30 protein-coding genes are annotated in these 23,446 nt (G+C 42.4%); 5 read left to right on the top strand and 25 right to left on the bottom strand.

Features of this window, described 5'->3' with window-relative positions:
- The 18 genes from QZ158_RS00925 to QZ158_RS00840 all read right to left on the bottom strand — a co-directional run.
- On the bottom strand, positions 1 to 468 hold a 468-nt coding region (locus QZ158_RS00925; protein ID WP_293873330.1), incomplete at its 3' end, for a DUF1642 domain-containing protein.
- Positions 465 to 989, bottom strand: coding sequence for a DUF1642 domain-containing protein (locus QZ158_RS00920; protein WP_293873327.1), 525 nt, complete (start codon positions 987 to 989; stop codon positions 465 to 467). The genes QZ158_RS00920 and QZ158_RS00925, both read right to left, overlap by 4 nt.
- A complete protein-coding gene (locus tag QZ158_RS00915; RefSeq protein WP_366928163.1) occupies positions 982 to 1,245 on the bottom strand; it encodes a DUF1372 family protein in 264 nt (87 codons plus the stop codon). Before QZ158_RS00915 ends, QZ158_RS00920 begins: the two co-directional genes overlap by 8 nt.
- The gene (locus QZ158_RS00910) at positions 1,242 to 1,640 is read right to left on the bottom strand and encodes a hypothetical protein (protein WP_293873325.1); all 399 of its coding nucleotides are present in this window, start codon (positions 1,638 to 1,640) and stop codon (positions 1,242 to 1,244) included. Before QZ158_RS00910 ends, QZ158_RS00915 begins: the two co-directional genes overlap by 4 nt.
- Positions 1,641 to 1,650: 10 nt before the next feature.
- Positions 1,651 to 1,893, bottom strand: a complete 243-nt coding sequence (locus QZ158_RS00905; RefSeq protein ID WP_293873323.1) for a hypothetical protein — start codon at positions 1,891 to 1,893, stop codon at positions 1,651 to 1,653.
- Complete coding sequence (gene ssb / locus QZ158_RS00900) at positions 1,874 to 2,305, bottom strand: single-stranded DNA-binding protein (RefSeq protein WP_293873320.1); 432 nt, start codon at positions 2,303 to 2,305, stop codon at positions 1,874 to 1,876. The genes QZ158_RS00905 and ssb overlap by 20 nt, the downstream gene beginning before the upstream one ends.
- A gap of 3 nt (positions 2,306 to 2,308) precedes the next feature.
- Entirely contained in the window at positions 2,309 to 2,929 is a 621-nt protein-coding gene (locus tag QZ158_RS00895) for an ERF family protein (protein ID WP_293873317.1), read from the bottom strand.
- Positions 2,930 to 2,938: 9 nt separating this feature from the next.
- Entirely contained in the window at positions 2,939 to 3,412 is a 474-nt protein-coding gene (locus QZ158_RS00890; RefSeq protein ID WP_293873314.1) for a siphovirus Gp157 family protein, read from the bottom strand.
- 13 nt (positions 3,413 to 3,425) lie between these two features.
- Entirely contained in the window at positions 3,426 to 3,659 is a 234-nt protein-coding gene (locus QZ158_RS00885) for a hypothetical protein (RefSeq protein ID WP_293873311.1), read from the bottom strand.
- A 277-nt stretch (positions 3,660 to 3,936) separates the two neighbouring features.
- Positions 3,937 to 4,188 carry a hypothetical protein gene (locus tag QZ158_RS00880; RefSeq protein WP_293873336.1) on the bottom strand — a complete coding sequence of 84 codons (252 nt, stop codon included), beginning with the start codon at positions 4,186 to 4,188 and terminating at the stop codon, positions 3,937 to 3,939.
- Complete coding sequence (locus tag QZ158_RS00875) at positions 4,181 to 5,044, bottom strand: phage replisome organizer N-terminal domain-containing protein (RefSeq protein WP_293873308.1); 864 nt, start codon at positions 5,042 to 5,044, stop codon at positions 4,181 to 4,183. The genes QZ158_RS00880 and QZ158_RS00875 overlap by 8 nt, the downstream gene beginning before the upstream one ends.
- Positions 5,045 to 5,191 (bottom strand): hypothetical protein, encoded by a 147-nt coding sequence (locus QZ158_RS00870; RefSeq protein WP_293873305.1) that lies wholly within the window; start codon positions 5,189 to 5,191, stop codon positions 5,045 to 5,047.
- A gap of 12 nt (positions 5,192 to 5,203) precedes the next feature.
- The gene (locus tag QZ158_RS00865) at positions 5,204 to 5,455 is read right to left on the bottom strand and encodes a hypothetical protein (RefSeq protein ID WP_293873302.1); all 252 of its coding nucleotides are present in this window, start codon (positions 5,453 to 5,455) and stop codon (positions 5,204 to 5,206) included.
- The gene (locus QZ158_RS00860; RefSeq protein ID WP_293873299.1) at positions 5,437 to 5,601 is read right to left on the bottom strand and encodes a hypothetical protein; all 165 of its coding nucleotides are present in this window, start codon (positions 5,599 to 5,601) and stop codon (positions 5,437 to 5,439) included. Before QZ158_RS00860 ends, QZ158_RS00865 begins: the two co-directional genes overlap by 19 nt.
- Positions 5,602 to 5,657: 56 nt before the next feature.
- Entirely contained in the window at positions 5,658 to 6,062 is a 405-nt protein-coding gene (locus QZ158_RS00855) for an ORF6C domain-containing protein (protein WP_293873296.1), read from the bottom strand.
- Complete coding sequence (locus QZ158_RS00850) at positions 6,059 to 6,928, bottom strand: DUF3102 domain-containing protein (RefSeq protein ID WP_293873293.1); 870 nt, start codon at positions 6,926 to 6,928, stop codon at positions 6,059 to 6,061. Before QZ158_RS00850 ends, QZ158_RS00855 begins: the two co-directional genes overlap by 4 nt.
- 277 nt (positions 6,929 to 7,205) lie before the next feature.
- Positions 7,206 to 7,460 (bottom strand): hypothetical protein, encoded by a 255-nt coding sequence (locus QZ158_RS00845; RefSeq protein ID WP_293873290.1) that lies wholly within the window; start codon positions 7,458 to 7,460, stop codon positions 7,206 to 7,208.
- An 18-nt stretch (positions 7,461 to 7,478) separates the two neighbouring features.
- Entirely contained in the window at positions 7,479 to 8,204 is a 726-nt protein-coding gene (locus QZ158_RS00840; protein WP_293873287.1) for a phage antirepressor KilAC domain-containing protein, read from the bottom strand.
- A gap of 52 nt (positions 8,205 to 8,256) precedes the next feature.
- Between QZ158_RS00840 and QZ158_RS00835 the strand changes: the two genes are divergently transcribed.
- Positions 8,257 to 8,775 (top strand): hypothetical protein, encoded by a 519-nt coding sequence (locus QZ158_RS00835; protein WP_293873284.1) that lies wholly within the window; start codon positions 8,257 to 8,259, stop codon positions 8,773 to 8,775.
- Between the two features lie 64 nt (positions 8,776 to 8,839).
- Here the strand turns inward: QZ158_RS00835 and QZ158_RS00830 are convergent, their stop codons facing one another.
- Positions 8,840 to 8,980 carry a hypothetical protein gene (locus QZ158_RS00830; protein ID WP_155719708.1) on the bottom strand — a complete coding sequence of 47 codons (141 nt, stop codon included), beginning with the start codon at positions 8,978 to 8,980 and terminating at the stop codon, positions 8,840 to 8,842.
- Between the two features lie 12 nt (positions 8,981 to 8,992).
- A complete protein-coding gene (locus tag QZ158_RS00825; RefSeq protein ID WP_293873271.1) occupies positions 8,993 to 9,232 on the bottom strand; it encodes a helix-turn-helix transcriptional regulator in 240 nt (79 codons plus the stop codon).
- Between the two features lie 185 nt (positions 9,233 to 9,417).
- Between QZ158_RS00825 and QZ158_RS00820 the strand changes: the two genes are divergently transcribed.
- The 4 genes from QZ158_RS00820 to QZ158_RS00805 all read left to right on the top strand — a co-directional run bounded on the left by QZ158_RS00820 (position 9,418) and on the right by QZ158_RS00805 (position 13,160).
- Positions 9,418 to 10,170: an XRE family transcriptional regulator gene (locus QZ158_RS00820; protein ID WP_293873268.1), complete on the top strand. Its 753-nt coding sequence runs from the start codon at positions 9,418 to 9,420 to the stop codon at positions 10,168 to 10,170.
- Positions 10,171 to 10,343: 173 nt separating this feature from the next.
- On the top strand, positions 10,344 to 11,012 hold the full coding sequence (locus QZ158_RS00815; protein ID WP_293873265.1) for an NYN domain-containing protein: 669 nt from the start codon (positions 10,344 to 10,346) through the stop codon (positions 11,010 to 11,012).
- A gap of 119 nt (positions 11,013 to 11,131) precedes the next feature.
- Positions 11,132 to 11,731 carry an NUMOD4 domain-containing protein gene (locus QZ158_RS00810; RefSeq protein WP_293873262.1) on the top strand — a complete coding sequence of 200 codons (600 nt, stop codon included), beginning with the start codon at positions 11,132 to 11,134 and terminating at the stop codon, positions 11,729 to 11,731.
- The gene (locus QZ158_RS00805; protein WP_293873259.1) at positions 11,724 to 13,160 is read left to right on the top strand and encodes a recombinase family protein; all 1,437 of its coding nucleotides are present in this window, start codon (positions 11,724 to 11,726) and stop codon (positions 13,158 to 13,160) included. The genes QZ158_RS00810 and QZ158_RS00805 overlap by 8 nt, the downstream gene beginning before the upstream one ends.
- A 64-nt stretch (positions 13,161 to 13,224) precedes the next feature.
- On the opposite strand, the gene comGB is transcribed toward QZ158_RS00805, so the two are convergent.
- From comGB to rpoB, 5 genes are all read right to left on the bottom strand, one after another.
- Complete coding sequence (comGB, locus tag QZ158_RS00800; RefSeq protein WP_293873256.1) at positions 13,225 to 14,247, bottom strand: competence type IV pilus assembly protein ComGB; 1,023 nt, start codon at positions 14,245 to 14,247, stop codon at positions 13,225 to 13,227.
- Positions 14,189 to 15,130 (bottom strand): competence type IV pilus ATPase ComGA, encoded by a 942-nt coding sequence (gene comGA / locus QZ158_RS00795; RefSeq protein WP_293873253.1) that lies wholly within the window; start codon positions 15,128 to 15,130, stop codon positions 14,189 to 14,191. The genes comGB and comGA overlap by 59 nt, the downstream gene beginning before the upstream one ends.
- 106 nt (positions 15,131 to 15,236) lie before the next feature.
- Positions 15,237 to 15,614, bottom strand: a complete 378-nt coding sequence (locus tag QZ158_RS00790; protein WP_293873250.1) for a DUF1033 family protein — start codon at positions 15,612 to 15,614, stop codon at positions 15,237 to 15,239.
- 205 nt (positions 15,615 to 15,819) lie between these two features.
- Positions 15,820 to 19,473, bottom strand: a complete 3,654-nt coding sequence (rpoC, locus tag QZ158_RS00785; RefSeq protein WP_293873247.1) for a DNA-directed RNA polymerase subunit beta' — start codon at positions 19,471 to 19,473, stop codon at positions 15,820 to 15,822.
- 142 nt (positions 19,474 to 19,615) lie between these two features.
- Positions 19,616 to 23,185: a DNA-directed RNA polymerase subunit beta gene (rpoB, locus tag QZ158_RS00780; RefSeq protein WP_293873244.1), complete on the bottom strand. Its 3,570-nt coding sequence runs from the start codon at positions 23,183 to 23,185 to the stop codon at positions 19,616 to 19,618.
- Positions 23,186 to 23,446 lie beyond the last annotated feature (261 nt).

The raw sequence follows: 23,446 nt of genomic DNA, 5'->3' as shown, positions 1-23,446 counted from the left end.
TTCACAATCAAACACCCAGCCAAAACCGGCTCGTTCTAGCTCTTTTCGGGTGTGTCTTGTACGATAATCTACCGGTTCACTGTCCCCGCCTAAGAACCATTCATCTATGATTTTGCGATAATTTAGGTAACTGCATCCATCTGTCATTCCTTTCATCTTCACCAAATACCGCTTTTCTTCCTCGACCTCGTAGCCGTCAAGCCATGCACGGGCAAAGGTGTTTTGTCGATTTACTTCATCTTCACAAAACCACAAATCTACTTCTTCTGGTGGCGTGTGATCCAATCCATAATATAGGGTCTTCCCTTGACATTTCATGTTATCAATCCAATCCGCAACAAACTGCGGTACTTGGACTTTCTTCGGTTCGGTCAATTGTTCTAATTCTTGAATAACCTTATTAACCGAAACTGTTTCACAAAAATTGGAAATTCTTTTGTAATTTCCAATCAACTCTTGTTTATTCATTCTTCCACCTCTTCAATATCAATCCCCGGGCAATCAAACACCCAGCCAAAACCAGCTTGTTCAAGTTCTTTGCGGGTGTGGTGCGTTCTATAATTAGAATTATTTGCATCACTTTGGATTATCCATAATTTAGTATTTATAAAGTAATTTAAAAAATTATATTCTTCTTCAAACCCTTTCATCTTTACCAAATACCGCTTCTCTTTTTCGACCTCGTAGCCGTCAAGCCAAGCACGGGCAAAAACTTCAACATTACCACCTTTGTAGAACCACTTTCTTAATTCTGCATTGTCTTCATAAGGTACATCCTTCATCGAGCCTAGCAAACCACATTCCGAATCCTTTTCGGATTCAATATAATCCGCCACAAACTGCGGGATTGTGACTTTCTGCGGTTCATCTAGTTGTTTTAAATCTTTTATAAGATCCTCGTAGACTTTTGTCTTAAAACTTGCTCCAAATTTTAATTGGATATCCTTCAGCTCATTTTCATATTTCTCAATCAACTCTTGATTATTCATGTTTCCATCCCTTCCCGATAACTGCACGGTCATACTGCTCTTTGTTTACCAAAAACTTGCCATATCCGCTAACTGTGATACTGTATCGCTCACCGTCAAATTCCTTTCCAGTCACGACACCAGCCATATTATCCACGTAGTAGATAGTCTCTGGCCTCTTGTATTTCAGTCTGTATATTTCTTGATGTTGGGAGTACAGTGCGAACAGTAGACCTATCATGATAAAGTAGATAATAATATCTATCAGCTTCTTCACTTTTCTATCTCCATGATTTCTAATTTGATTTTATATTTCTCCGTGCCAGACTTTCCGCCGTGGCAGAAGCTGACCTCTTTGATGATGTTGTAGTTGTCATCTGTCCAAAATTCTGCATCTGTCAGACCGTCCAGTAGCGCCTTACTAGTAGGTGACCAGTTCGGAGGGTCATACTGATAGTTTCTAGGCGGGAATACTACCACCCGAACCTTGCACGGCTTATCTTTCGTAAAAGGCAAGCCGTACCAGTCCTTGAGAGTGTTCTGACCCTCGTATTTCGCAAGTTCCCTTAGAAAGCGTGTGATTTTAGCTTTCTGTTGGAAGTGCAAGCGGTCATTCGCAGATATCATCTGCTTACGAGTTAGTTCAAACTGCATGATTATTGGTTCAGTCATTCAATACTCCTTAAAATAGAGTTAGTTGTTGTTTAAAGTCCGAAAGAGTAAGTCCGATTGATCTTAGATCGTTACTAATAGCGGTCAAGTCGTTAGTGATAATCACTTTGTTAAACTCCCTCGAATACCGCTGTGTTTCGTATCCGCCTAAATCGTCCTTGTCCCAGATATCTTGTATGGATTTGATTTCTGGATACTCTCTGGCAAAATGTTCTTCAATCCAAGTCATAGGCTTAGAATGGGAGATCATCATCTGAGATGTCCATCGGATTGCTTTGCATTTGTTCATTGCGCCCAAAGTTTGGTTGTTGGCTGTGGCTTTGTGTATGATTTTGATCGTTCTGCTTGTTAAATTCCAGTAACTGGAAGTTTTCAGCTACAACCTCAGTCACATACACACGCTGCCCTTGCTGATTTTCATAATTGCGAGTCTGGATGCGTCCAGTGATACCAATTAACGCCCTTTTCTTAGCCCAATTCGCTAAATTTTCTGCTTGTTGTCGCCAAATCACGCAGTTGATAAAATCCGCTTCACGTTCGCCATTTTGACTCTTGAAATTTCGATTCACTGCCAAGCTGAAAGTTGCTACTGCTTGGTTGTTTGGGGTGTATCGTAATTCTGGATCTTTGGTAAGTCTCCCGACAAGTACGACATTGTTTAACATTTATTAATTTCCTTTCAATTTCCCTAATAGCATTTCTGCTTGCTCTACTTGCGATTGTTTAATCTGCTTGTAGTCTGCCACGTTTAAATGTTGTAAGAACCATTTGGCGATCGAGCCATCTTCTTTCCCTTTTGCTTCTGCAATAGTGGCTATCTCTTTTAAATAGCGGTTGGCTTCCTCTACTGAGATAACCGGATCATTAGCTTTCTTCGCTGGTTGCTTCTTCGCTTGCGTGGCTTCGTTGCCGTCGTCGTCTTGGTCGCTAGTAATCCCAAAGATCGCAGATAGTGCGTACCGTTTAGCATAAGTGATAGCTGACCCGATTGATTGAGGGTCATTCTTGACTGGTTTCATCTTGATCGGATCGTATTCAATCCATTCACCCGACTCGTGCATCACCAGTGTTCCTACCGTCACATTCCCAGCTTCATCACTGGAAGGAAACTGCGTGAATGATAGCCCGTTCTTACTTGCTGACTCTGTGATTGCTTCCACCACGTTTTCAAGTGGCACATACTTGCTTTTGAAAAATGGATTGTTTGCATCTTTTAAAGGCTGTTTCATCTCTTTTTGAGTCTTAGCAAAAGCCTTGCTCAACTCTGTTATTGTTTCTGATTTATTCATACCGTCTCCTTACCGAATATTTAAATTCTTACGCTTCACCAATTCAGCTCCTGAAATTTCAAGTCCATTCTTCAAATCTTCTTTCAAGCGCTCCTTATCAGCTTTCCACGTTGCAACTTTGTAGGCTTCTGGAAGAAGCAAGTCATCCACTTCCACGGCTTCGGATTTTCTGAATGACACCTTGAATAGCGTGGTGTCAACTTTTTCATGTCCAGTCAATTCCATGCTAGTCGCTAGATCTATTTTCATTCGCTCTTTCTTCGACTTGTCAGCATCGTTCAACTTCTTCAAGCGGTCAATTTCATTTTTACGGACTTCGATATCTGCATCAAGGTTTTTAATAACTTTGACATATCCCTCCACTTTGTTCTCAAAGTCCTCCGTCCAGTCAATGCTCTCTAGCGTGTCTTGTTTGGTTTCATCGTCCATATCCATGTCATAGATTTGTTGATAAATTCCAGTCAATTCATAAAGTGTTGCCATTTTGTTCTTCTCCTTAAATCTTCATTGACAGTCTGCGTCTAGCATTTTGCTTCAAGCTGTCCAAACCGTTTCTATAATCATCAATAAGCCCTAGATTGCTGTCGATAAATCGCTCGACTACTCTGTTCAGCAAGTCTCCCGGCGTAGAGCCTTCAATCTCGGCTAAAACTCCGATTAATTCTTTTTGTTTTGGTGACATTTCAATACTGATATAACTTTGCCCTTTGTTCGAAGGTATATTCGTCATCTTATTCTCCTTTGTGTTTTCTTCATGCTCCAAATTTCACGCTTTAAACGGCTGTTTTTCTTGCTTAGCGAGATTATTTTGTCTTGCTGTTCGTCTACGATTTCGCCCAGGTTGTGGCAAAGTCTCTCATAGTACTTGCGCCAGTACGCATCATCATGACAATTTACTTCCATATCACTCGTCTCCTATGTATACCCAGCGTCCACCTACGCATACCCAATCATCAGGATCACGGGTCTCACGCTCTGGTTCTGGTTGTAAATAGTCACGGTCATAATCAAATGGAAACATGTACATTCTCCTTTTTCTGATACCATCGGTCCTCAATCACTTGTACAGGCTTCTTGAGTAGCCACGCACACATATAAAATGGATTGAGATAATAACCATCGCCACTAGCGCAAGTCTGCACAAACTCTACATACTGTTGCTTAGTGATCTGTGTGTTAAAGCGTTCTTTCATAAACCGTTCAAACTCACGGAACAGGTTGTTGTCAGTCTTAACTTTCTTAAAATCAATTTTATTCACTGGCTAGAAACTCCTTTAACCGTATTTCATATTCTTCGTCAGACATTTCCGACTCTGGTTCTTTCTGATTCTCTGGCCTTAAATTGGACCAAGAAGGAATACCCCCGTAAGAATCAACTTGAGTTTTGTTGAATTTCTTCCGTTCGTATTCTTCGTCGGCTGCTTTAATCTGTCCAGCCGTTCTCAATCCTTGGCCGTCCCAACGTTGGAGGATTGACATAGTATATCTAAGAGACTTACCTGCATTTAAGATCGTTTCGTTCAAAGCTAAAACTACAAGTTCTTGTCCGTACTGTTTAAGTAGTCTTTCAACCTCTTCGACCATAGTGCCATTCACGCTCATTTCACCGAAGGCTTCCTTCAATTTTTTAAAAATTAAATTTTCACCACCAACTGCATTTTTTTGTTCTTGGTCTAGGTCTAGGTCTATATCTATCTCTATATCTCCGTTGCGTTTTGTTGCATCGGTGTTGCATTGCAACGCTTTTTGACCCTCTCGGTGCTTGCGAGACCTACGGGTGCTTGCTGTTTCGCTACCTATCATCTCTGGAACTTGTTCCAAAGTGAATTGATAATTATCATTTGTAGTCAGTAGATTTTTCTTTGATAAAAACATGAGCGCCATTCTGACGGCTTCAGTATCTTCGTCAATCAGTAAAGCTAGTTCTTCAGCTAAATCTTCAGCTAAACCCTCAAAATAGATTTTTCCTTCGTCTGGAAGACTGGCCAGCATGATTTTCAGATAAATAATGGTCAACTCTTCCCCTCCAGGCAATTTCCGCATCAGCTTCATTTCCTTTGATTTGAAGAAGTCTTCTTTGAGTTGTAACCAGTAATATCGTCTATTTACTGCCATTTAATCTCCTTCCATCAACTTCTCATGCAACTCAAATACCTCAGTCTCGTACTTCAACCGGCTAGCCATCTTTAGACGCTCTAGCCGTGTTTCTTGTGCGTCTGTTAAGTAAGGCTTGATTGCTTCGTGCATTGCTTCAATAGTCATATCATGCACCTCTTAGCAAGTTTTAAAATCGTTGTCGCTGACAGAATGCTTGCGATATTCTGCGAGGTCATCCCACACGCTCAATTTAATTTCTTGCTCATAGCCTTCTTGCATTTCAAGTAGTTCATTGATTTTAGCTTGCTTCCGTTGTTCTTTTTCTTTCTTCTTGACATCAAAGTAGCAAGTCATGAAGCCTGCTACAAAGAAACTAACTGCGATTGATCCAGCACCTAATAGCTGGCTTGTTAATGTTGGTTCAAACATTCTTGTTTCTCCTTATTAATTCGTCTGATAGCGTTGTAGTAACCGCTATCTTTTGGGATGACATATCCCGTCAAGTCTTCTAACTGACTTCCATCTGCCATCACATTGATAATGCGCGGTCGCCATTGATTTTTAGTTTTAGTCATGTTATAATGTCCTTATAGATTTTTCCTAGTTCCTGATCTCCTGTCAGGTGCTTTTTTTATGCTTGAATTGCGTTCGCTGTCTGTATTTCCTGCCGTAACTCAAAATCTGGTTGCCATTGTCTGATAAAAACAACTGCGTTTTGGTATTCCTTGGCTGGGATTTCCTTGCGTCGGACGCCAAATTGTTTCCGAATGTCCTTATTAATTGACGAATAGGCACGGCCTCGGATTGATCTATCTTGATAAGCTGGTGCTTGCTTGCCATTAAGGAATCCGACAACAATTTTATTTACTTCTTCGGTCAAGACTGTCTCCTGAACCGCATTGACCCGCATTGTATCTTCTAGGTTCGTAATGCGCTCTTCATGATTCTCAATGCTATCTAGCATCTTCCGCATTACGCCGATTTCTTTGAGTTGATTTTGATGATCTCTGCTTTGACCTACAATTTCTTGTGTCATAAGATTTCTCCTTCCAAAATTTCATTTCGTGACTGTCCTAAGATTGTATTAACGTCGCCTAGTAGTATCTTCAACTGACTAGCAAACGTCTCAACTTCGGCCTTTAATTGAGCATTTTTAGGTAAGACGGATTGAATATCTAAATAAGCGACACCTCCAAAATTTGCTAGGAATTGATTCCCTTTTTTCAGAAAGGCAATGGCTTCTTTGGTGCTGGATATTTCTTTCTGTTGCTCGTTTAGCTGGCCTCTTCCTTGCTCTATGGCCCGTTCAAGGTCATCATACTTATTGGCCTTATCCCGCTGTTCCGATAATTGGTTTAGCTGTTGTTCAAGAAATGCGTTTCTTTCAGCATAGGCTTCTGATTCTCTCGCTTTTCGGAGTGCTTCCTGATAGTCAGGTGGTGTGACTTCGACTTCTTTCACAACTTCTTTGACTGTAGCCTCTTTTAGACGGCTATTCTCGCCCCTTAGAAGCTCATTCGCTTGTTGGCTGAGTTTGAGCCGTTTCTTAATTTCCTGCAACTCTCGTACTGTCGGAGTGTCACCATCTTCAATCCGCTGGATCTGCTCCCGTTTTTCTTCTTCTGGAAGAGTTGCAATCAAATGAAGTGCTGTTGTTCCTAAATTTCGAAACGTTTCGAAATTTGGAAGTTCTTTAGCAATTTTCATTGATTTACTGGCGAAATCCTTATCAATACCGAGACCGAGGTACCAATCCATGAATTCACCGTGAGCAAGATCGTTTTCCTTTACATGATTTAATCGCCTACCAATTTCCCAAATGGACTGACCTGCAATCTGTTTGTGATGGCTGATTTCTAGCTCAATTTGAGATAGGTTATTTGATAATGCTATTTCTTGCACTTGTTTTCCTTTCTCCTGTGATATAATTTAGTTAGTTGTTTTTCTAAGCGCCCGACTTCTGTTGGGTGCTTTTTGCTATAATAAACTTATCCCAACGAAAGGAGGATAAGCTATGACTACTTGTTACATCGTGATTGATGGCCATGTTGAGTCTGTGCCAATGACATTGCCCGCTATTCCTGCCATAGGTTCTGTCATTGCTAAGTCAGCAGACCATAAATCTGAGCATTATTTGGTAAAGTGCGTTGAGTATGTCAATGGACACGAGAGCGTCAATCTACATGTTCAACCATTTCCTAATCAAATCAGTGCTGTCAACGCTGTTGATGGTTTCAGGAACAGTAGATAGTTCTACTGTCTTGACCCAATAGTTATCTAGCACTTTCTTATCAATATAGACCGCTTGTTCACATAGACCGATGTGTCCATCAACGACTATCGCCCTGCGGACAAGTAGGTCTTTTTCGTTTTCTAGTTCGATTCGTCCAGCGATGTCACCAGAGATTTCAAGGTACTTGCCTATTTCACTCATAAATTGATCTTCTCCTTTCTAAGCCATCAAATATTCCTGATCAAGGAATTTGTTGATAAAGTACTGTTGGCCTTTGCCAGTGACGAGTGGCGTTTTACTCACTGTGATGTGGCCATCAGCGTGCGTGATGCTTGTTTCTTTGACTCGGATAAGCCCCATCTCTACGCTCTTCTGCGTCGGCATATTCCAATCCCGTCCGTTACGTTTGATTAGGTATCCGTGGGCTCGTAGCCAGCTAAACAGGCGTGTTGCTCCGATGTCTACCCCGTTTTGTTTGAGTAGCTTGGCAAGTTCTCCAACCAAGATAGATGTGTGACTAGCGCTGACCGCCTCTGCAAATAGCACCTTAGGACGGTCAGCCTCAATCTGAGCCTCTAGCTTGTGGACTTTCTGATCAGCCATAAGCAAGGCTCTTGCCATAATCTTCTCAGGACTGTTAAAGTCCTTTTCTACTTGGATAAAGTATTGTCGGACCTGCTTGCCTCGTTCTGTTCGCTGGATCATAGCAATTTCTTTGGCCATGTCTAGCTTGATGACGTGGTCAGCCATTTCTTGCAGACCTCCAGGGGTGCGACATTTTTGGGTCACCCTTAAAAAGTCCTCATTTTCGTTAAAGCCGTATTCAGTCATCCGACTAAACCACTTCTTATATTCTGTTTTGACTTCCAGAGCTTCGTGTAGCTGTCTACCAGATACCACAGGCTCATGGTTATCATTTAGAGTTACGTTGATGAGTTCGTTCATCTGTGCTCCTTTCTAGTTTGGTATAATAAAAATAAAAACGTGAGGTACTGAAATGATTTCATGGATTTTAGATAATATGGATATGCTTAATATTATTGCTGCTTGGGTTGGTGCTGTTACAGGTGTTATTGGGCTACTTTATTCAGTTGCAATGAATAGGGCAACTGTTAAGATTTCCAACTGTTTCAAAGATAGAGTTGACCCAAAATCAGATTATCAATATAACTTTGAGTTGGTAAATACCTCAAATGTTGCCGTTGTCATAAAAAGTGTTCAACTTTTTGATATAAACGGTAAAGAAATCTTTGACAACGGTTTTGACCCCAGTTCGGTTGTTCCAAGATATGCAACTGACGAATACGGATTGAGTCGTATTCCTTTGCCTCTCCTTGATAGCATTTGGTACTCCGAACCATTTGAAGATGAAACAGATCTTTTCCCTAATTCAAGTGTAGGCTTTTCCTACTACTTGAATAAAGCCCCTTACAAGATTAAGGTAACAACAAATAAGCAAATCCATTTTTTCTCTAAATCTAAATCATTCACTCCTATTTACAAAAAATGTGATTAGGTTGATAACTGCACATACAATGTTAGTGATTGTTAAAATTGCTAGCATTTTTCTATCTCCTCTCTCAGGTCAATTTAGCAAGTAAAGTTAATTTCACTTCTGCATAGCCGTTCTCGGTTGTGCTTTTTATTTCAAATCCTGTAAGAGTTTTTAATTCTTGGCCGTTCAAGGATACTTTATCCTCACGAATTTTAATTTCTTCCATAGGTTCTCCTTTCTACGCTAACAATCGTTCCTTTTTGGGAACGTTATCTTCAAAAAAAATAGTTATCTTCTCCATAGGCAGACCAAAAATCAAAGTAATCTTTGCTAATTCGTCAGCACCAATAGATACAATACCATTCTCTCGCTTTGCGTAAGGTGTACGTGTTTTCCACCCCATGCGGTGAGCCACTTCATCTTGTGTCATACCGCTTGCGATACGCTCAGCTTTCAACCGTTTCAAGTTGATTGTCATACCGTGCTCTCCTTTTTTGATTTTTTAGTTCCCGTTTTGGAACGATTCCATTATAAACCCTCTTGTTCCAATTTGTCAACTCTTTTTATTAAAAAATATCAAAAAAATGTTTTTTATCATTCCTCTTGTATATTTTCGGGAACGGTGATATAATAGAACTATCAAAGTCCGAAGAAAGGAAAAACATGAGAACTAATGATGAAATCATTTCACTTATTCAAGAGAATATAGATGAAAAAGGATTGTCAATGAGTGAGCTTGCTAGGCGTGTAGGGATTGCAAAATCCACCATGTCAAGATACTTCAACAAGACAAGAGAGTTTCCTCTTAATAGAGCTGATGATTTTGCAAGAGCTTTGAACATCACTCCTGAGTACCTGCTAGGTATCCAAAAAGAAAGTAATGTAGACCAAGCTGAAATCATCTCAATCTATAATAAGCTAGAACAGCCAAGACAGGAAAAAGTACTAGACTTTGCCAAGGGACAGCTTGAGGAACAAGAGAAACCTGAGGTAGTTTCTATTTTCGATAAGCTCAAAGCAGAAGAAGATGAAGACTACATTACTGATTATGTAGAGGGGTTAGTAGCTGCAGGTCATGGTACTTTCCAAGAGGATAATCTCCACATGGAGGTAAGACTGAGAGCCAATGATGTTCCTAACGAGTATGACACTATTGCTAAAGTAGCTGGCGACTCAATGGAGCCACTTATAGAGGATAACGATCTATTATTTATCAGGGTAGCTAGTCAAATTGATGTCAACTCAATCGGTATCTTCCAAGTAAACGAGAAAAACTTTGTTAAAAAACTTAAGAGAGATTATGATGGACGCTGGTACTTGCAAAGTCTAAATAATAGCTATGAGGAAATCTATCTAACAGAGAATGACGACATCCGAACTATTGGGGAAGTCGTAGATATTTATAGAGAAAAATAAAATAATTTTTTAAAAATATTAAAGATTTTATTTAAAAAAGAGAAAACAGTTGACTTTTTACAAATTGTGTAATAACATTATTACATAAACAAGTAAACACAGCTGTTGAGAGTAGGCACCCCACCATAAGGGAATCGTCGAAATCGCAGCTTTTTTGTTTAAATGGAGGAACGATGAAAACAGCCATTTTGGTAGACGGTGGATATTATAGAAAAAGGAGTTCTGCCGTCTTTGGACACGAAACAGCAAAAGCGAGTGCAGAGAGACTTTATAGCTACTGTAATCGTCACATTGTCGAAACGACCTTTAAAAAACAACTCATACATGAGCTGTATAGAATATTCTACTATGACTGCCCTCCAGTTGATAAGCAAGTCTATCACCCTGCACTAAAAACAACAATTGATTTCAGCAAGAGCGAGACAAAAGCTTGGACACTCGACTTTTTTAATGAATTAAGCCATAAGAGGAAAATCGCTTTACGTTTAGGAGAACTAAGCGAAAGCACGGCCCACTTTAATCTCAAAGAAAAGTACACGAAACAATTATTAAATGGGCGATTAACTGTAGAAGATCTTGAACAAAAGCATTTTGCCTTGAACCTTCAACAAAAAGGTGTAGATATGCGCATAGGTTTAGATATTGCTTCTTTGGCTTATAAACATCAAGTTGATAAGATAGTTTTAATCGCTGGAGACAGCGACTTTGTACCTGCTGCAAAATTAGCTCGTAGAGAGGGGATTGATTTTATCTTAGATCCTCTTGGCGGAAACATAAAAGACAGTCTAAGTCTACACATAGACGGGCTTAGAACATGCGATAACGAGTATCGCAAAAAATAAAAAGCCCCACGCTCAAATTTTGGTCGAGGAGAGCGTGAGGTTTGAAAATTGTATAGCAAAACACCTAATTCTTAGGCTGTTTTACTATACTCTATTTTATCATAGAATGGAGTAAAAAAATGGAAAAATGGAAAAAAGTTGTAGGTTACGAAGATCTATACGAAGTTAGCGATTTAGGGAATGTTAGAAGCCTAGACAAAGTTGTGCCAAAATGGGACGGTTTCCGATTGTTGAAAGGCAGAGTTTTGAAAAAGAAACTTACGCAATTTGGGTATCACACCGTAGCGCTCACTAAAAACGGAAAAGCGAAGCATTACTTTGTTCATAGAATTGTTGCTACTTGCTTTATTGACAACCCAGATACAAAAACGAAGACGCAAGTAAACCATATTGATGGTAATAAAACCAATAATGCTGTTGATAATTTAGAGTGGGTTTCTGCTAGTGAAAATGTTAAACACGCATTTAAAACTGGGTTAAAATCCGTGCAGCAGTCTCAAATCGACACTATTAGGGCGCTTGGAAAAAATAGTAATAAAAAGGTTCTGCAAATGGACCTAGACGGGAATGTGGTAAAAGAGTGGAATAGCATGACGGATGCTAGTAAAACTCTGAAAATTAACCTTTCTTGTATTTCAATGTGCTGCAAAGGTACAAGAAAAAAGGCTGGCGGTTTTGCTTGGAAGTATTCTGAATGCGGGGGTGGCTCGAATGATTAGGAAAGTCGCCATATACGCACGAGTGAGCACCACGAATCAAGCCGAGGAAGGATACTCTATAGACGGGCAAATTGATAGCTTAGAGAAGTATTGTGAAGCTATGGGGTGGGATGTTTATAACAAGTATATTGACGCCGGTTTCTCTGGCGGTAGTTTGAAGCGCCCTGAAATGGCAAACTTGATTAACGATGTAAAAAAGGGTTTGTTTGACACGGTTTTAGTTTACAAACTCGATAGACTATCACGAAATGTAAGAGATACACTTTATTTGATTAAAGATGTGTTTAATATAAATAAAATTGATTTTGTATCGATCCAAGAAAATATAGATACTTCTTCAGCTATGGGTACTTTATTTCTAACTCTTTTATCTGCAATAGCTGAGTTCGAAAGAGAGCAAATCAAGGAACGGATGCAATTAGGCAAACTAGGACGTGCTAAGTCTGGTAAGTCTATGATGTGGGGCAGAACTTCCTATGGTTATGATTACAAAAAAGAAACAGGTTCCCTGATTATAAACCCAGCACAGTCGCTAGTGGTTAAGTACATTTTTGAACGATATCTGGCAGGTCGGTCTATTACCAAATTAAGAGATGACTTAAACGAGCGCTACCCAAAAGAAATTAGCTGGAATTACAGAGCTGTCAGAGGGATCCTATCGAACCCTGTCTACTGTGGCTACAATCAGTACAAGGGCCAGCTATTCCCTGGAGAGCATGAGTCCATCATCTCAGAATACGTGTACAAGAGGACGCAAGAGGAGCTAAAAATCAGACAGAGGACTGCAGCAGAGAAGACTAACCCTAGACCGTTTCAGGCTAAGTATATGCTGTCAGGGATGGCTCAGTGTGGTTATTGTCACGCACCTCTCAAGTTAATAATGGGCGGTATCCGTAAAGACGGTACTAGGTTTATCAGATACGAATGCTACCAACGGCATCCTAGGAAGACAACTGGGGTTACCGTCTATAACAACAATCAAAAATGCCACTCTGGAGCTTATGACAAGGACGAATTAGAGAAATATGTCATTACAGAAATAAGCAAGCTACAGCATGACCAGAGTTATATCGAGCAACTATTTAGTACCCAATCAAGCGCTATAGATCGTGATAGCTATCAGAAACAAATTGATGAGCTAACTAAGAAACTGAGCAGGCTGAATGACTTGTATATTGATGATCGCATCACCTTGGATGAACTACAAAAAAGGTCCTCAGAATTTATGACGATGAGGACGGCACTTGAGGAAGAGCTAAAAAATGACCCAGAAAAACAAAGTCAGGAACGAAGAAATAATATAAAACAGGTACTGGACTGTGAGGATATCGCAAGCATTGATTATGATGGCCAAAAGGCCATTGCTAGGGCGTTGATTGATAAGGTCCAAGTGACATCTGAGCGGATTGTCATAAATTGGAGAATATAAAGAATTTTACTATCCTTCATTTCAATTAGAGTAAAAGCTTTTACCTTGAGTGTACGCAATGATTTCATAAAGGAACCTCCAAATTCTCATAAATTGGCAGCAACATGGCTGCATAGAGCAAAACAATCATAAGAGCAACAAAGACAAAGACCAGTGGTTGGACGACATTCATGGCCTTGTTCAAACGATGGAAAAAGCCTGCCCAGGTCTTGTCTGCATAGATTTCCAACTCACTACCGAGCTTGGACTTGGCCTCCCCATATTCAATCATGAGGGCCAGCTCTCGTTTAAAGAAAGGATAGGTCTGAATATGGTCAGAAAAAGACCTGCCACGAGCCAACGCCACTTCTAAATCCTGTCCAATCTCTCGAAAGAGACGGGAACGTTGCCCCTGCATCACAGGAAAAATTTGATTCAGCTCCAACCCTTGGGCAATCATACTTCCCCATTCTCGAGCATAAAAAGCTGTCAGATAATCCTGTAAGAAGGGGCGAAGAAAAGGAAGTCTAGCCAAACATGAAACCAGGGCCAGCCGCTTGGCACGACGGCCTAGGAAGAGGAGAATCAAAACTCCAATCGTCAACACCACACTCCCTAACAAAACATACTGGGGAAAGACACTGATCAGTCGTGTCGCCCCATTTTGACTCTCCAACTGAGGCAAGAGATAGTTTTTCAGCCCCAGCATAATCAAGATCAAAAATCCCAGCAAGAGCACAGGATAGGTCGCCACCTCAACTAGTTTCTTTCGAACCTGGGTCAGATTTTCCAGGTAGCTACGGATTTTTTCCAAACTTAAGGTAACATTTCCATGCTGCTCTGCCAGTGCTAATTGAGTCGTTACCTGATCGGAGAAGCCTAAATCAGAGAGAATGGCTGACAGAGGCTTTCCGTTGGCCAGTCCGACCTGCATTCTTTCAACAAAATTGGCCTCTACCAATTGACTGCGCCGAAGAAAGTCGATGACCTCAGATAGATGAAAGCTACTACTGTAAAGATTGTGAAAGAGCTCAATGACATGCTCTTGCTTAGCAATCGATAATTTTTTCGGCTTGCGCCTGATCCAGCTCAATATGTCCCGCTTCATAAAGCGCATCCATTTGCTGGTTCCACTTTTGACTGGAGTGGTTTTGGTGATCATGGATGGCAAAGTCAGTGACACCTCCTCCCTTTATCAAACGCTGGTAACATATCCCTTGAAGGACAATCCGTAACTCCTCCTCACTCACCCCCAACTCCAATAGACGTTCATAGACCCCAGGAATGCTCTTGGCATGGATGGTAGAAAAGACCGTCACACCTGTCAGACTAGCCCGAATAACTGCGCGAGCTGTCTCCGTGTCACGGATTTCTCCGATGAGGAGGAGATCTGGGCGATGACGCAAAGACAGTTTAATCAAGCTATCATAGGTCATGCCAATCGCTTCATTGAGTTGCAGTTGCAGCATCTCTTCCTGCTTAATTTCTACCGGATCTTCAATTGACATGACTTGTTGCCCCGAAAATTTTTTCTTGGCTAGGGCATGCATCAGTGTCGTCTTCCCCGATCCGACTGGACCCGCAAATAAGTAGAGCCCCCGCTTACTCACCTTCTCTTCAAGCTCTTGAAGTTGGTCGAACCAGAAACGGAGCTCCCGATCCTCATTGTGGAGCAGGCGAATGACCAAACTCTCATACCCCCTATAGTCTCCCACAGTAGACAAACGTAAGGACAAGACCTTATCCCCTAGAGAATAGTCACAGGAGCCCAATTGACTCCGGCGCCTTTCCCCCACATTCATCCCTGCCATAAACTTAAAATGGCTGACGACCGCTACCATTTGTTCTTGTGAATAGGTCTCGATAAAGCGTCGCTCATCCTCAACCCTTAAAAAGAGCTGATAGTCTGACGATCGAGGAACAAAATAAATATCCTGAGCTTCGGCATTCGATGCCATTCGAATTATGGATTGTGCAATTTCTTGAACCATATTTCCTCCTTTCACTATATAATTCGCAAATAATTGGCCAACTAACGCTGAATTTAGAAAAAAGAGCAAAAAAAAAGAAACTCAACTGCATATTGAATTTCTCTTCCTATAGATTATTGGTCTCGTAGCCTAGCTTACAAGAGCGATGCGCCGTGTGGGCATTCTCTTTTTCGTAACCTGGACGGCGCTTGCTCCTCGGAATCTTCTGATCGTTTTCTAGCAAGGCGACTGAATGATATTGTTGCACATATTCCGCACATTCTTCACACCAGCGCTGATCCTCAGGATCCCAAAAAATCGTCATTAAATCACTTCTACTTTTAAATAATGGAGATTGCTCTCTTAAAAGTAACCATTGGCGTTTGTAATATTTGAGGGCTTCATAATAGTCATCAAAACTCTGACTAGTAACAATGTCCTTCTCCCAATCTTCTAAAAACCACCAGGGTTCGTAATCCCCATACATTTCAATTACTTGATACATATTTCTCTCCGTCCTTTGTATCCAATATTATATATAAAATCCTTTGATAATAAAAGAATTCTGCTTATGAAAGAAAAATACAGTAAATTTCCCGAACATTTTCTCCATTTTCTTTCAAAATATACCCCGACGAAGGAAAGCTAGGCTATTTTTTGACACAAACAAAAAGAAGCCCTACTGATAATCAGTAAAGCTTCTTTTGGGATTAATTTTCTTCCACTACAGTTGCTTCAACCATTTCAGTTGCTTCTTCTGTGACTGGAACTTCTTCGATAATTTCGACTTCATTGACTGCTTGTGGTTCCAAGTTGCGGTAACGAGCCATACCTGTACCAGCAGGAATAATCTTACCAATGATAACATTTTCCTTAAGTCCAAGAAGATGATCTTTCTTACCGCGGATGGCTGCGTCAGTGAGGACACGAGTTGTTTCCTGGAAGGAAGCCGCTGACAAGAAACTATTGGTTTCAAGAGAGGCTTTGGTGATTCCCATAAGGACAGGACGAGCCGTCGCAGGAACCCCACCAGAAATAACCACATCACAGTTGGCATCTGTAAAGTCTGTGATATCCATGAGCGTACCCATGAGAAGGTCTGTATCTCCTGGATCCATAACGCGAACCTTACGGATCATTTGACGCACCATTACCTCGATGTGTTTGTCGCCGATTTCTACCCCTTGGCTACGGTATACTTTTTGTACTTCCGCAAGGAGGTAAGTTTCAACTGACAAGACATCACGAACGGCAAGGAGACGTTTTGGTTGGATAGATCCTTCTGTAAGAGCCGCACCACGAGAGACTTGATCTCCCACTTCGACTTTCATGCGGGCTGTGTAAGGGACAACGTATTCTCCCTCTCCAGTCGCACCACGAACAAAGACTTTCTTGGTACGTGTAGAAGCATCTTCTTCAATAGCTGTGACTTCCCCTTTGACCTCAGTGATGACCGCTTCCCCTTTCGGATTGCGAGCTTCAAAGATTTCTTGGACACGAGGAAGACCTTGCGTGATATCGGTATTTGAGGCAACCCCACCCGTGTGGAAGGTACGCATTGTAAGCTGTGTACCAGGTTCCCCGATAGATTGGGCAGCGATTGTACCAACTGCTTCACCAACTTCAACCGCATCACCAGTCGCCAAGTTGATACCATAACAGTGACGGCAGACACCATGACGAGTGTTACATGTGAAGACCGAACGGATGGTCACTGCTTCAACACCTGCATTGACGATGTCACGAGCGATATCTTCTGTAATCAAGGTATCTGGACCAACGATGACTTCTCCTGTTTCAGGATGTTTAACAGTTTTCTTGGTATAACGACCTGTCAAACGCTCTTCCAATGGTTCAATCATTTCTTTACCATCTGTAATAGAGGTAATCAGAAGTCCGCGGTCAGTTCCACAGTCATCTTCACGAATGATCACGTCTTGGGCAACGTCAACCAAACGACGAGTCAAGTAACCTGAGTCGGCTGTCTTAAGGGCCGTATCGGTCATACCTTTACGGGCACCGTGAGTTGAGAAGAACATTTCGAGTACTGACAAACCTTCGCGGAAGTTTGAAAGGATTGGCAATTCCATGATACGTCCGTTTGGAGCAGCCATCAGACCACGCATACCGGCAAGCTGTGAGAAGTTTGAGATGTTACCACGGGCTCCAGAGTCCATCATCATAACGATTGGGTTCTTCGGATCTTGGTTATCAATCAGACGTTTTTCCAATTTCTCACGGGCTGCACGCCATTCAGCTGTAACCGCATTGTAGCGCTCATCATCTGTAATCATCCCTTTACGGAACTGTTTGGTGATTTGTTCTACACGCTTGTGAGATTCTTCAATAATTTCAGCCTTGTCTTCAACAACTGGAATATCGGCAATCCCCACTGTCAAACCAGCAAGGGTTGAGTGGTGGTAACCTAAGTCTTTCAAACGGTCCAAGAAAGCAGACGTTTCTGTTGTACGGAAGCGTTTGAAGATTTCCGCGATGATATTTCCAAGGTTTTTCTTCTTGAATGGAACGTTTAATTCCAATTTTTCAATCGCTGCTTTGACATCTTGACCAGGCTCCAAGAAATACTTAGCTGGAACGCCTTCTGTCAAGTTGGCATTATTTGGTTCTTGAAGATATGGAAGTTCTGCAGGCATGATATCGTTAAAGAGGATCTTACCAACAGTTGTCAAGAGAATCTTGTGTTGTTGCGCTTCTGTCCATGGCTTGTTCAAGCTATCCGTCGCAATTCCGACGCGAGTATGCAAGTGAACATAGCCATTGCGAAGGGCCATAACCGCTTCATCACGGTCTTTGAAGACCATGCCTTCGCCTTCACGACCAGCTTCTTCCATAGTGAGGTAGTAGTTCCCCAATACCATATCCTGAGATGGGGTAACGACTGGCTTCCCATCTTTAGGGTTCAAGATATGCTCAGCAGCCAGCATCAAGATACGTGCTTCTGCTTGGGCTTCTTCTGAAAGCGGTACGTGGATGGCCATTTGGTCCCCGTCAAAGTCGGCATTGTAGGCTTCACAGACAAGTGGGTGCAAGCGAAGGGCCTTACCATCAATCAAGACTGGCTCAAAGGCTTGGATACCCAAACGGTGAAGGGTCGGTGCGCGGTTCAAAAGCACTGGGTGTTCTTTGATCACTTCTTCGAGGATATCCCAGATACGTTCATCTCCACGTTCTACCAAGCGTTTAGCCGCTTTAACGTTTTGAACGATATCACGAGCAACGATTTCACGCATAACGAATGGTTTAAAGAGCTCGATTGCCATTTCACGTGGCACACCACATTGGTACATCTTAAGAGTTGGACCAACGGCGATAACGGAACGTCCTGAGAAGTCCACCCGTTTACCGAGCAAGTTTTGACGGAAGCGTCCTTGTTTCCCTTTAAGCATGTGGCTCAATGATTTCAGTGGACGGCTACCTGGTCCTGTGATCGGACGACCACGACGACCGTTATCGATCAAAGCATCAACGGCTTCTTGGAGCATCCGTTTTTCGTTTTGCACGATGATACCAGGGGCATTCAACTCAAGCAAACGCGCCAAGCGGTTGTTCCGGTTGATCACACGACGGTAAAGGTCATTCAAGTCAGAGGCGGCAAAACGGCCACCATCCAATTGAACCATCGGACGAAGATCTGGTGGAATAACAGGAAGGATGTTGAGAACCATCCATTCTGGCTTGTTGCCAGATTTGTAGAAGGCATCTAAGACATCCAAACGGCGAACAGCCTTCACACGTTTTTGACCAGTTGCAGTCTTCAATTCTTCTTTCAAGACAGCAATTTCTGCTTCCAAATCCACTTGTTTCAAGAGGTCTTGGATCGCTTCTGCCCCCATCTTAGCTACAAAAGAACCTGGTCCGTATTCGCGCAAGCGTTCACGGTATTCACGCTCTGTCATGATGGACTTGTGCTCAAGCGGTGTATCTTTTGGATCGATCACCACGTAAGCTGCGAAGTAGATGACTTCTTCAAGGGCACGAGGACTCATGTCCAAGGTCAACCCCATACGAGAAGGGATGCCTTTAAAGTACCAGATGTGTGATACAGGCGCTTTCAATTCGATGTGTCCCATGCGTTCACGACGAACCTTGGCACGTGTTACTTCCACACCACAGCGGTCACAAACGATCCCTTTGTAACGGATCCGTTTGTATTTTCCACACGCACATTCCCAGTCTTTTGTCGGTCCAAAGATGACTTCATCAAAGAGTCCTTCACGTTCTGGTTTCAACGTACGGTAATTGATTGTTTCAGGTTTTTTGACTTCTCCATAAGACCATGAACGGACTTTGCTTGGAGAAGCTAGGGTGATTTGCATACTTTTAAAACGATTTACATCAACCACTATTTCTTACCTTTCTTTATGTTCATTATAGATTGTATGTTCTTCTGCTTTTTGGCGAAGGAGAGAAGGAATTTCCTTCAAGCCTAAAGCTTGGGATAGAGAACCTTCTCAGGTTTTCCATCCTCTTGAACTACATATTAAATTATTCTTCTTTCCCTTCAGCTTCAAAAGCCGCGCGAGCTTCCTTGGCTACTTTTTCACGTGCTTTTTCTAGATCATCTACGTGGATGACATCGTCGTCTTCCCCTTCGTCAAGATCGCGAAGTTCGACTTCTTTGTCATCTTCATCTAGGACACGCATATCCAATCCAAGTGATTGCAATTCTTTCACGAGTACTCGGAAGGACTCTGGTACACCTGGTTTTGGAATTGGTTTTCCTTTGGTAATCGCTTCATAAGCTTTCAAACGTCCGTTGACATCATCTGACTTGTAGGTCAAGATTTCTTGAAGGACATTAGATGCGCCATAAGCCTCAAGGGCCCAAACTTCCATTTCCCCGAAACGTTGTCCACCAAACTGAGCTTTACCTCCGAGTGGTTGTTGGGTAACCATTGAGTATGGTCCGACAGAACGAGCGTGGAGTTTATCATCAACCATGTGGTGAAGCTTGATCATGTACATGACACCGACAGAGACACGGTTGTCAAATGGCTCACCTGTCCGGCCATCGTAAAGAATGGTCTTGGCATCGCTATCCATACCTGCTTCACTAACGGTATCCCAGAGGTCTTCTGAGCTTGCTCCGTCAAAGACTGGTGTTGCGATGTGGATACCCAAGTTACGAGCTGCCATACCAAGGTGAAGTTCCATAACCTGACCGATATTCATACGTGATGGCACCCCAAGTGGGTTCAACATGATATCAACTGGTGTACCGTCTGGAAGGTAAGGCATGTCTTCAACAGGAACAATACGGGATACAACACCTTTGTTTCCGTGACGACCGGCCATCTTATCTCCGACGCGGATCTTGCGTTTTTGTGCGATGTAAACACGAACCAACATGTTGACACCCGATTGCAATTCATCTCCGTTTGCACGCGTAAAGATCTTGACATCACGAACGACACCATCTCCACCGTGAGGTACACGAAGAGAAGTATCACGCACTTCACGAGATTTATCTCCAAAGATAGCGTGGAGGAGACGTTCTTCAGCAGAAAGGTCTTTTTCACCCTTCGGTGTCACCTTACCAACTAAGATATCGCCTTCTTTTACTTCCGCACCGATACGGATAATACCCATTTCGTCAAGGTTTCTGAGAGCATCTTCCCCAACGTTTGGAATTTCACGAGTGATTTCTTCAGGGCCTAACTTAGTGTCGCGCGTTTCTGATTCGAACTCTTCCAAGTGAACAGATGTGTAGACATCTTCTTTCACCAAGCGTTCGCTCATGATAACGGCATCCTCGAAGTTGTAACCTTCCCATGTCATGTAGGCAACGATTGGGTTTTGACCAAGGGCCATTTCCCCTTTTTCCATCGATGGACCGTCTGCGATAAAGTCGCCTTTTTCAACGACATCGCCAACTTTTACAAGGGTACGTTGGTTGTAAGCCGTACCTGAGTTTGAACGACGGAATTTTTGGATATGGTAAACATCAAGAGATCCATCTTCCCGACGAACTTCTACCTTGTCAGCATCGGCATAAGTAACCTTCCCATCATGTTGCGCAATGACTGCAGCTCCTGAGTCATGGGCTGCTTGGTATTCCATACCAGTACCCACGTAAGGCGCTTTTGGATCGATCAATGGCACAGCCTGACGTTGCATGTTGGCACCCATGAGGGCACGGTTGGAGTCATCGTTTTCCAAGAAAGGAATACATGCTGTAGCAACGGCAACTACCTGTTTTGGAGATACGTCCATGTAGTCGACTTGATCAGATGGGAACTCTTGGTTGTTACCACGGTGACGTCCCATAACGATTGGCTCAGCAAAACCACCTTTTTCGTTCAACTTAGAGTTGGACTGGGCTACGATGTACTCATCTTCTTCATCAGCTGTCAACCAAACGATTTCGTTGGTGACCACACCTTTTTCACGGTCTACTTTACGGTATGGCGTTTGGATGAAACCATACTTGTTCAAGTGTCCGTAGGATGACAAGTTGTTGATCAAACCGATGTTTGGTCCTTCAGGTGTTTCAATTGGACACATACGTCCATAGTGGGTATAGTGCACGTCACGGACTTCATATCCAGCGCGGTCACGTGTCAAACCACCAGGCCCTAAGGCAGACAAACGACGTTTGTGAGACAACTCAGAAAGTGGGTTGTGTTGGTCCATGAACTGTGACAATTGAGAAGAACCAAAGAATTCTTTGATTGCTGCAGTTACTGGACGGATGTTAATGATTTGTTGAGGTGTTAATACTTCGTTATCTTGAACAGACATCCGTTCACGAACGTTACGTTCCATCCGTGAAAGCCCAAGACGCACTTGGTTGGCAAGCAATTCACCAACGGCACGAATACGACGGTTTCCAAGGTGGTCGATATCATCCACGCGTCCAAGACCTTCAGCCAAGTTAAGGAAGTAGCTCATCTCAGCAAGGATATCAGCTGGAGTGATGGTACGAACCTTATCATCTGGATTAGTATTGCCGATGATAGTGACAACGCGGTCTGGATCCGTTGGTGCCACAACCTTGAATTTTTGAAGAACGACTGGTTCTGTCAATACTGCTGAATCATTTGGAGTGTAGACAATCTTGTTCAAATCACCGTCCAAATGTTCTGAGATGCTGTCGATGACATCGCGTGTCATCACGGTACCAGCTTCTACAAGGATTTCTCCTGTTTCAGCATCTACCAATGGTTCTGCGATCGTTTGGTTCAACAAACGGTTCTTGATATTGAGTTTCTTGTTGATCTTGTAGCGACCAACTGGGGCCAAGTCATAACGACGTGGGTCAAAGAAACGGGCTACCAACAAGCTACGTGAGCTTTCCGCTGTTTTTGGCTCACCTGGACGAAGACGCTCATAAATTTCTTTAAGAGCTTCATCTGTACGAGAATCCATTGGATTTTTGTGGATATCTTTTTCAATAGTGTTGCGAACTAATTCACTATCCCCAAAGATATCAAAAATCTCGTCATCCCCAGAGAAACCAAGGGCACGAACTAAGGTCGTAAATGGAATCTTACGCGTACGGTCGATACGAGTATAAGCAATATCTTTTGAGTCTGTTTCAAGCTCTAGCCAAGCTCCACGGTTCGGAATAACCGTTGATCCATAGCCAACCTTACCGTTCTTGTCCACCTTATCATTGAAGTATACACCTGGTGAACGTACGAGCTGAGATACGATGATCCGCTCTCCACCATTGATGATGAAGGTTCCCATCTCAGTCATGATTGGGAAATCACCAAAGAAGACTTCTTGAGTTTTGATTTCGCCTGTTTCCTTGTTGACCAAGCGGAAGGTTACAAAGATTGGGGCAGAATAGCTCGCATCATGGATACGTGCTTCTTCCAAGGTATACTTTGGTTCTCTGATTTCATAGCCGACGAATTCCAACTCCATTGTGTCTGTGAAGTTCGAAATTGGCAATACATCTTCGAAAACTTCTTTCAAACCATGATCCAGAAAATCTTTAAATGAATCCGTTTGGATTTCAATCAAATTTGGTAAATCAAGAACTTCTTTGATTCTTGAAAAACTACGACGGGTCCGATGTTTCCCGTATTGAACGTCATGTCCTGCCAAAGTTTTAACTCCTTTTCTATACTAGGATACCAGCTAGGGGAAGTCCCTCTCTGAAGATCCGGTTTCTAGATCGCTTCCGACCACATCAGAATAGTTCTGATCCAGGCGAAACGATGTTATGAAGGGGGTGTGATCTACATCACGTGAGAAGAAAACTCCTCCGTATCATTCATCCTTTTTGGAATCTTTAGAAAGATTAAGTTTGTGTGACAAACTCGGTTTTTTCTAAAAATAGGCACAAAAAGAGCAGCTAAATCGACT

The organism is Streptococcus sp. A12, assembly GCF_905372335.1.
GTDB lineage: Bacteria > Bacillota > Bacilli > Lactobacillales > Streptococcaceae > Streptococcus.
The sequence above is the reverse complement of the archived record's forward strand: the minus strand, read 5'-3'. Positions and strand labels throughout refer to the sequence as shown.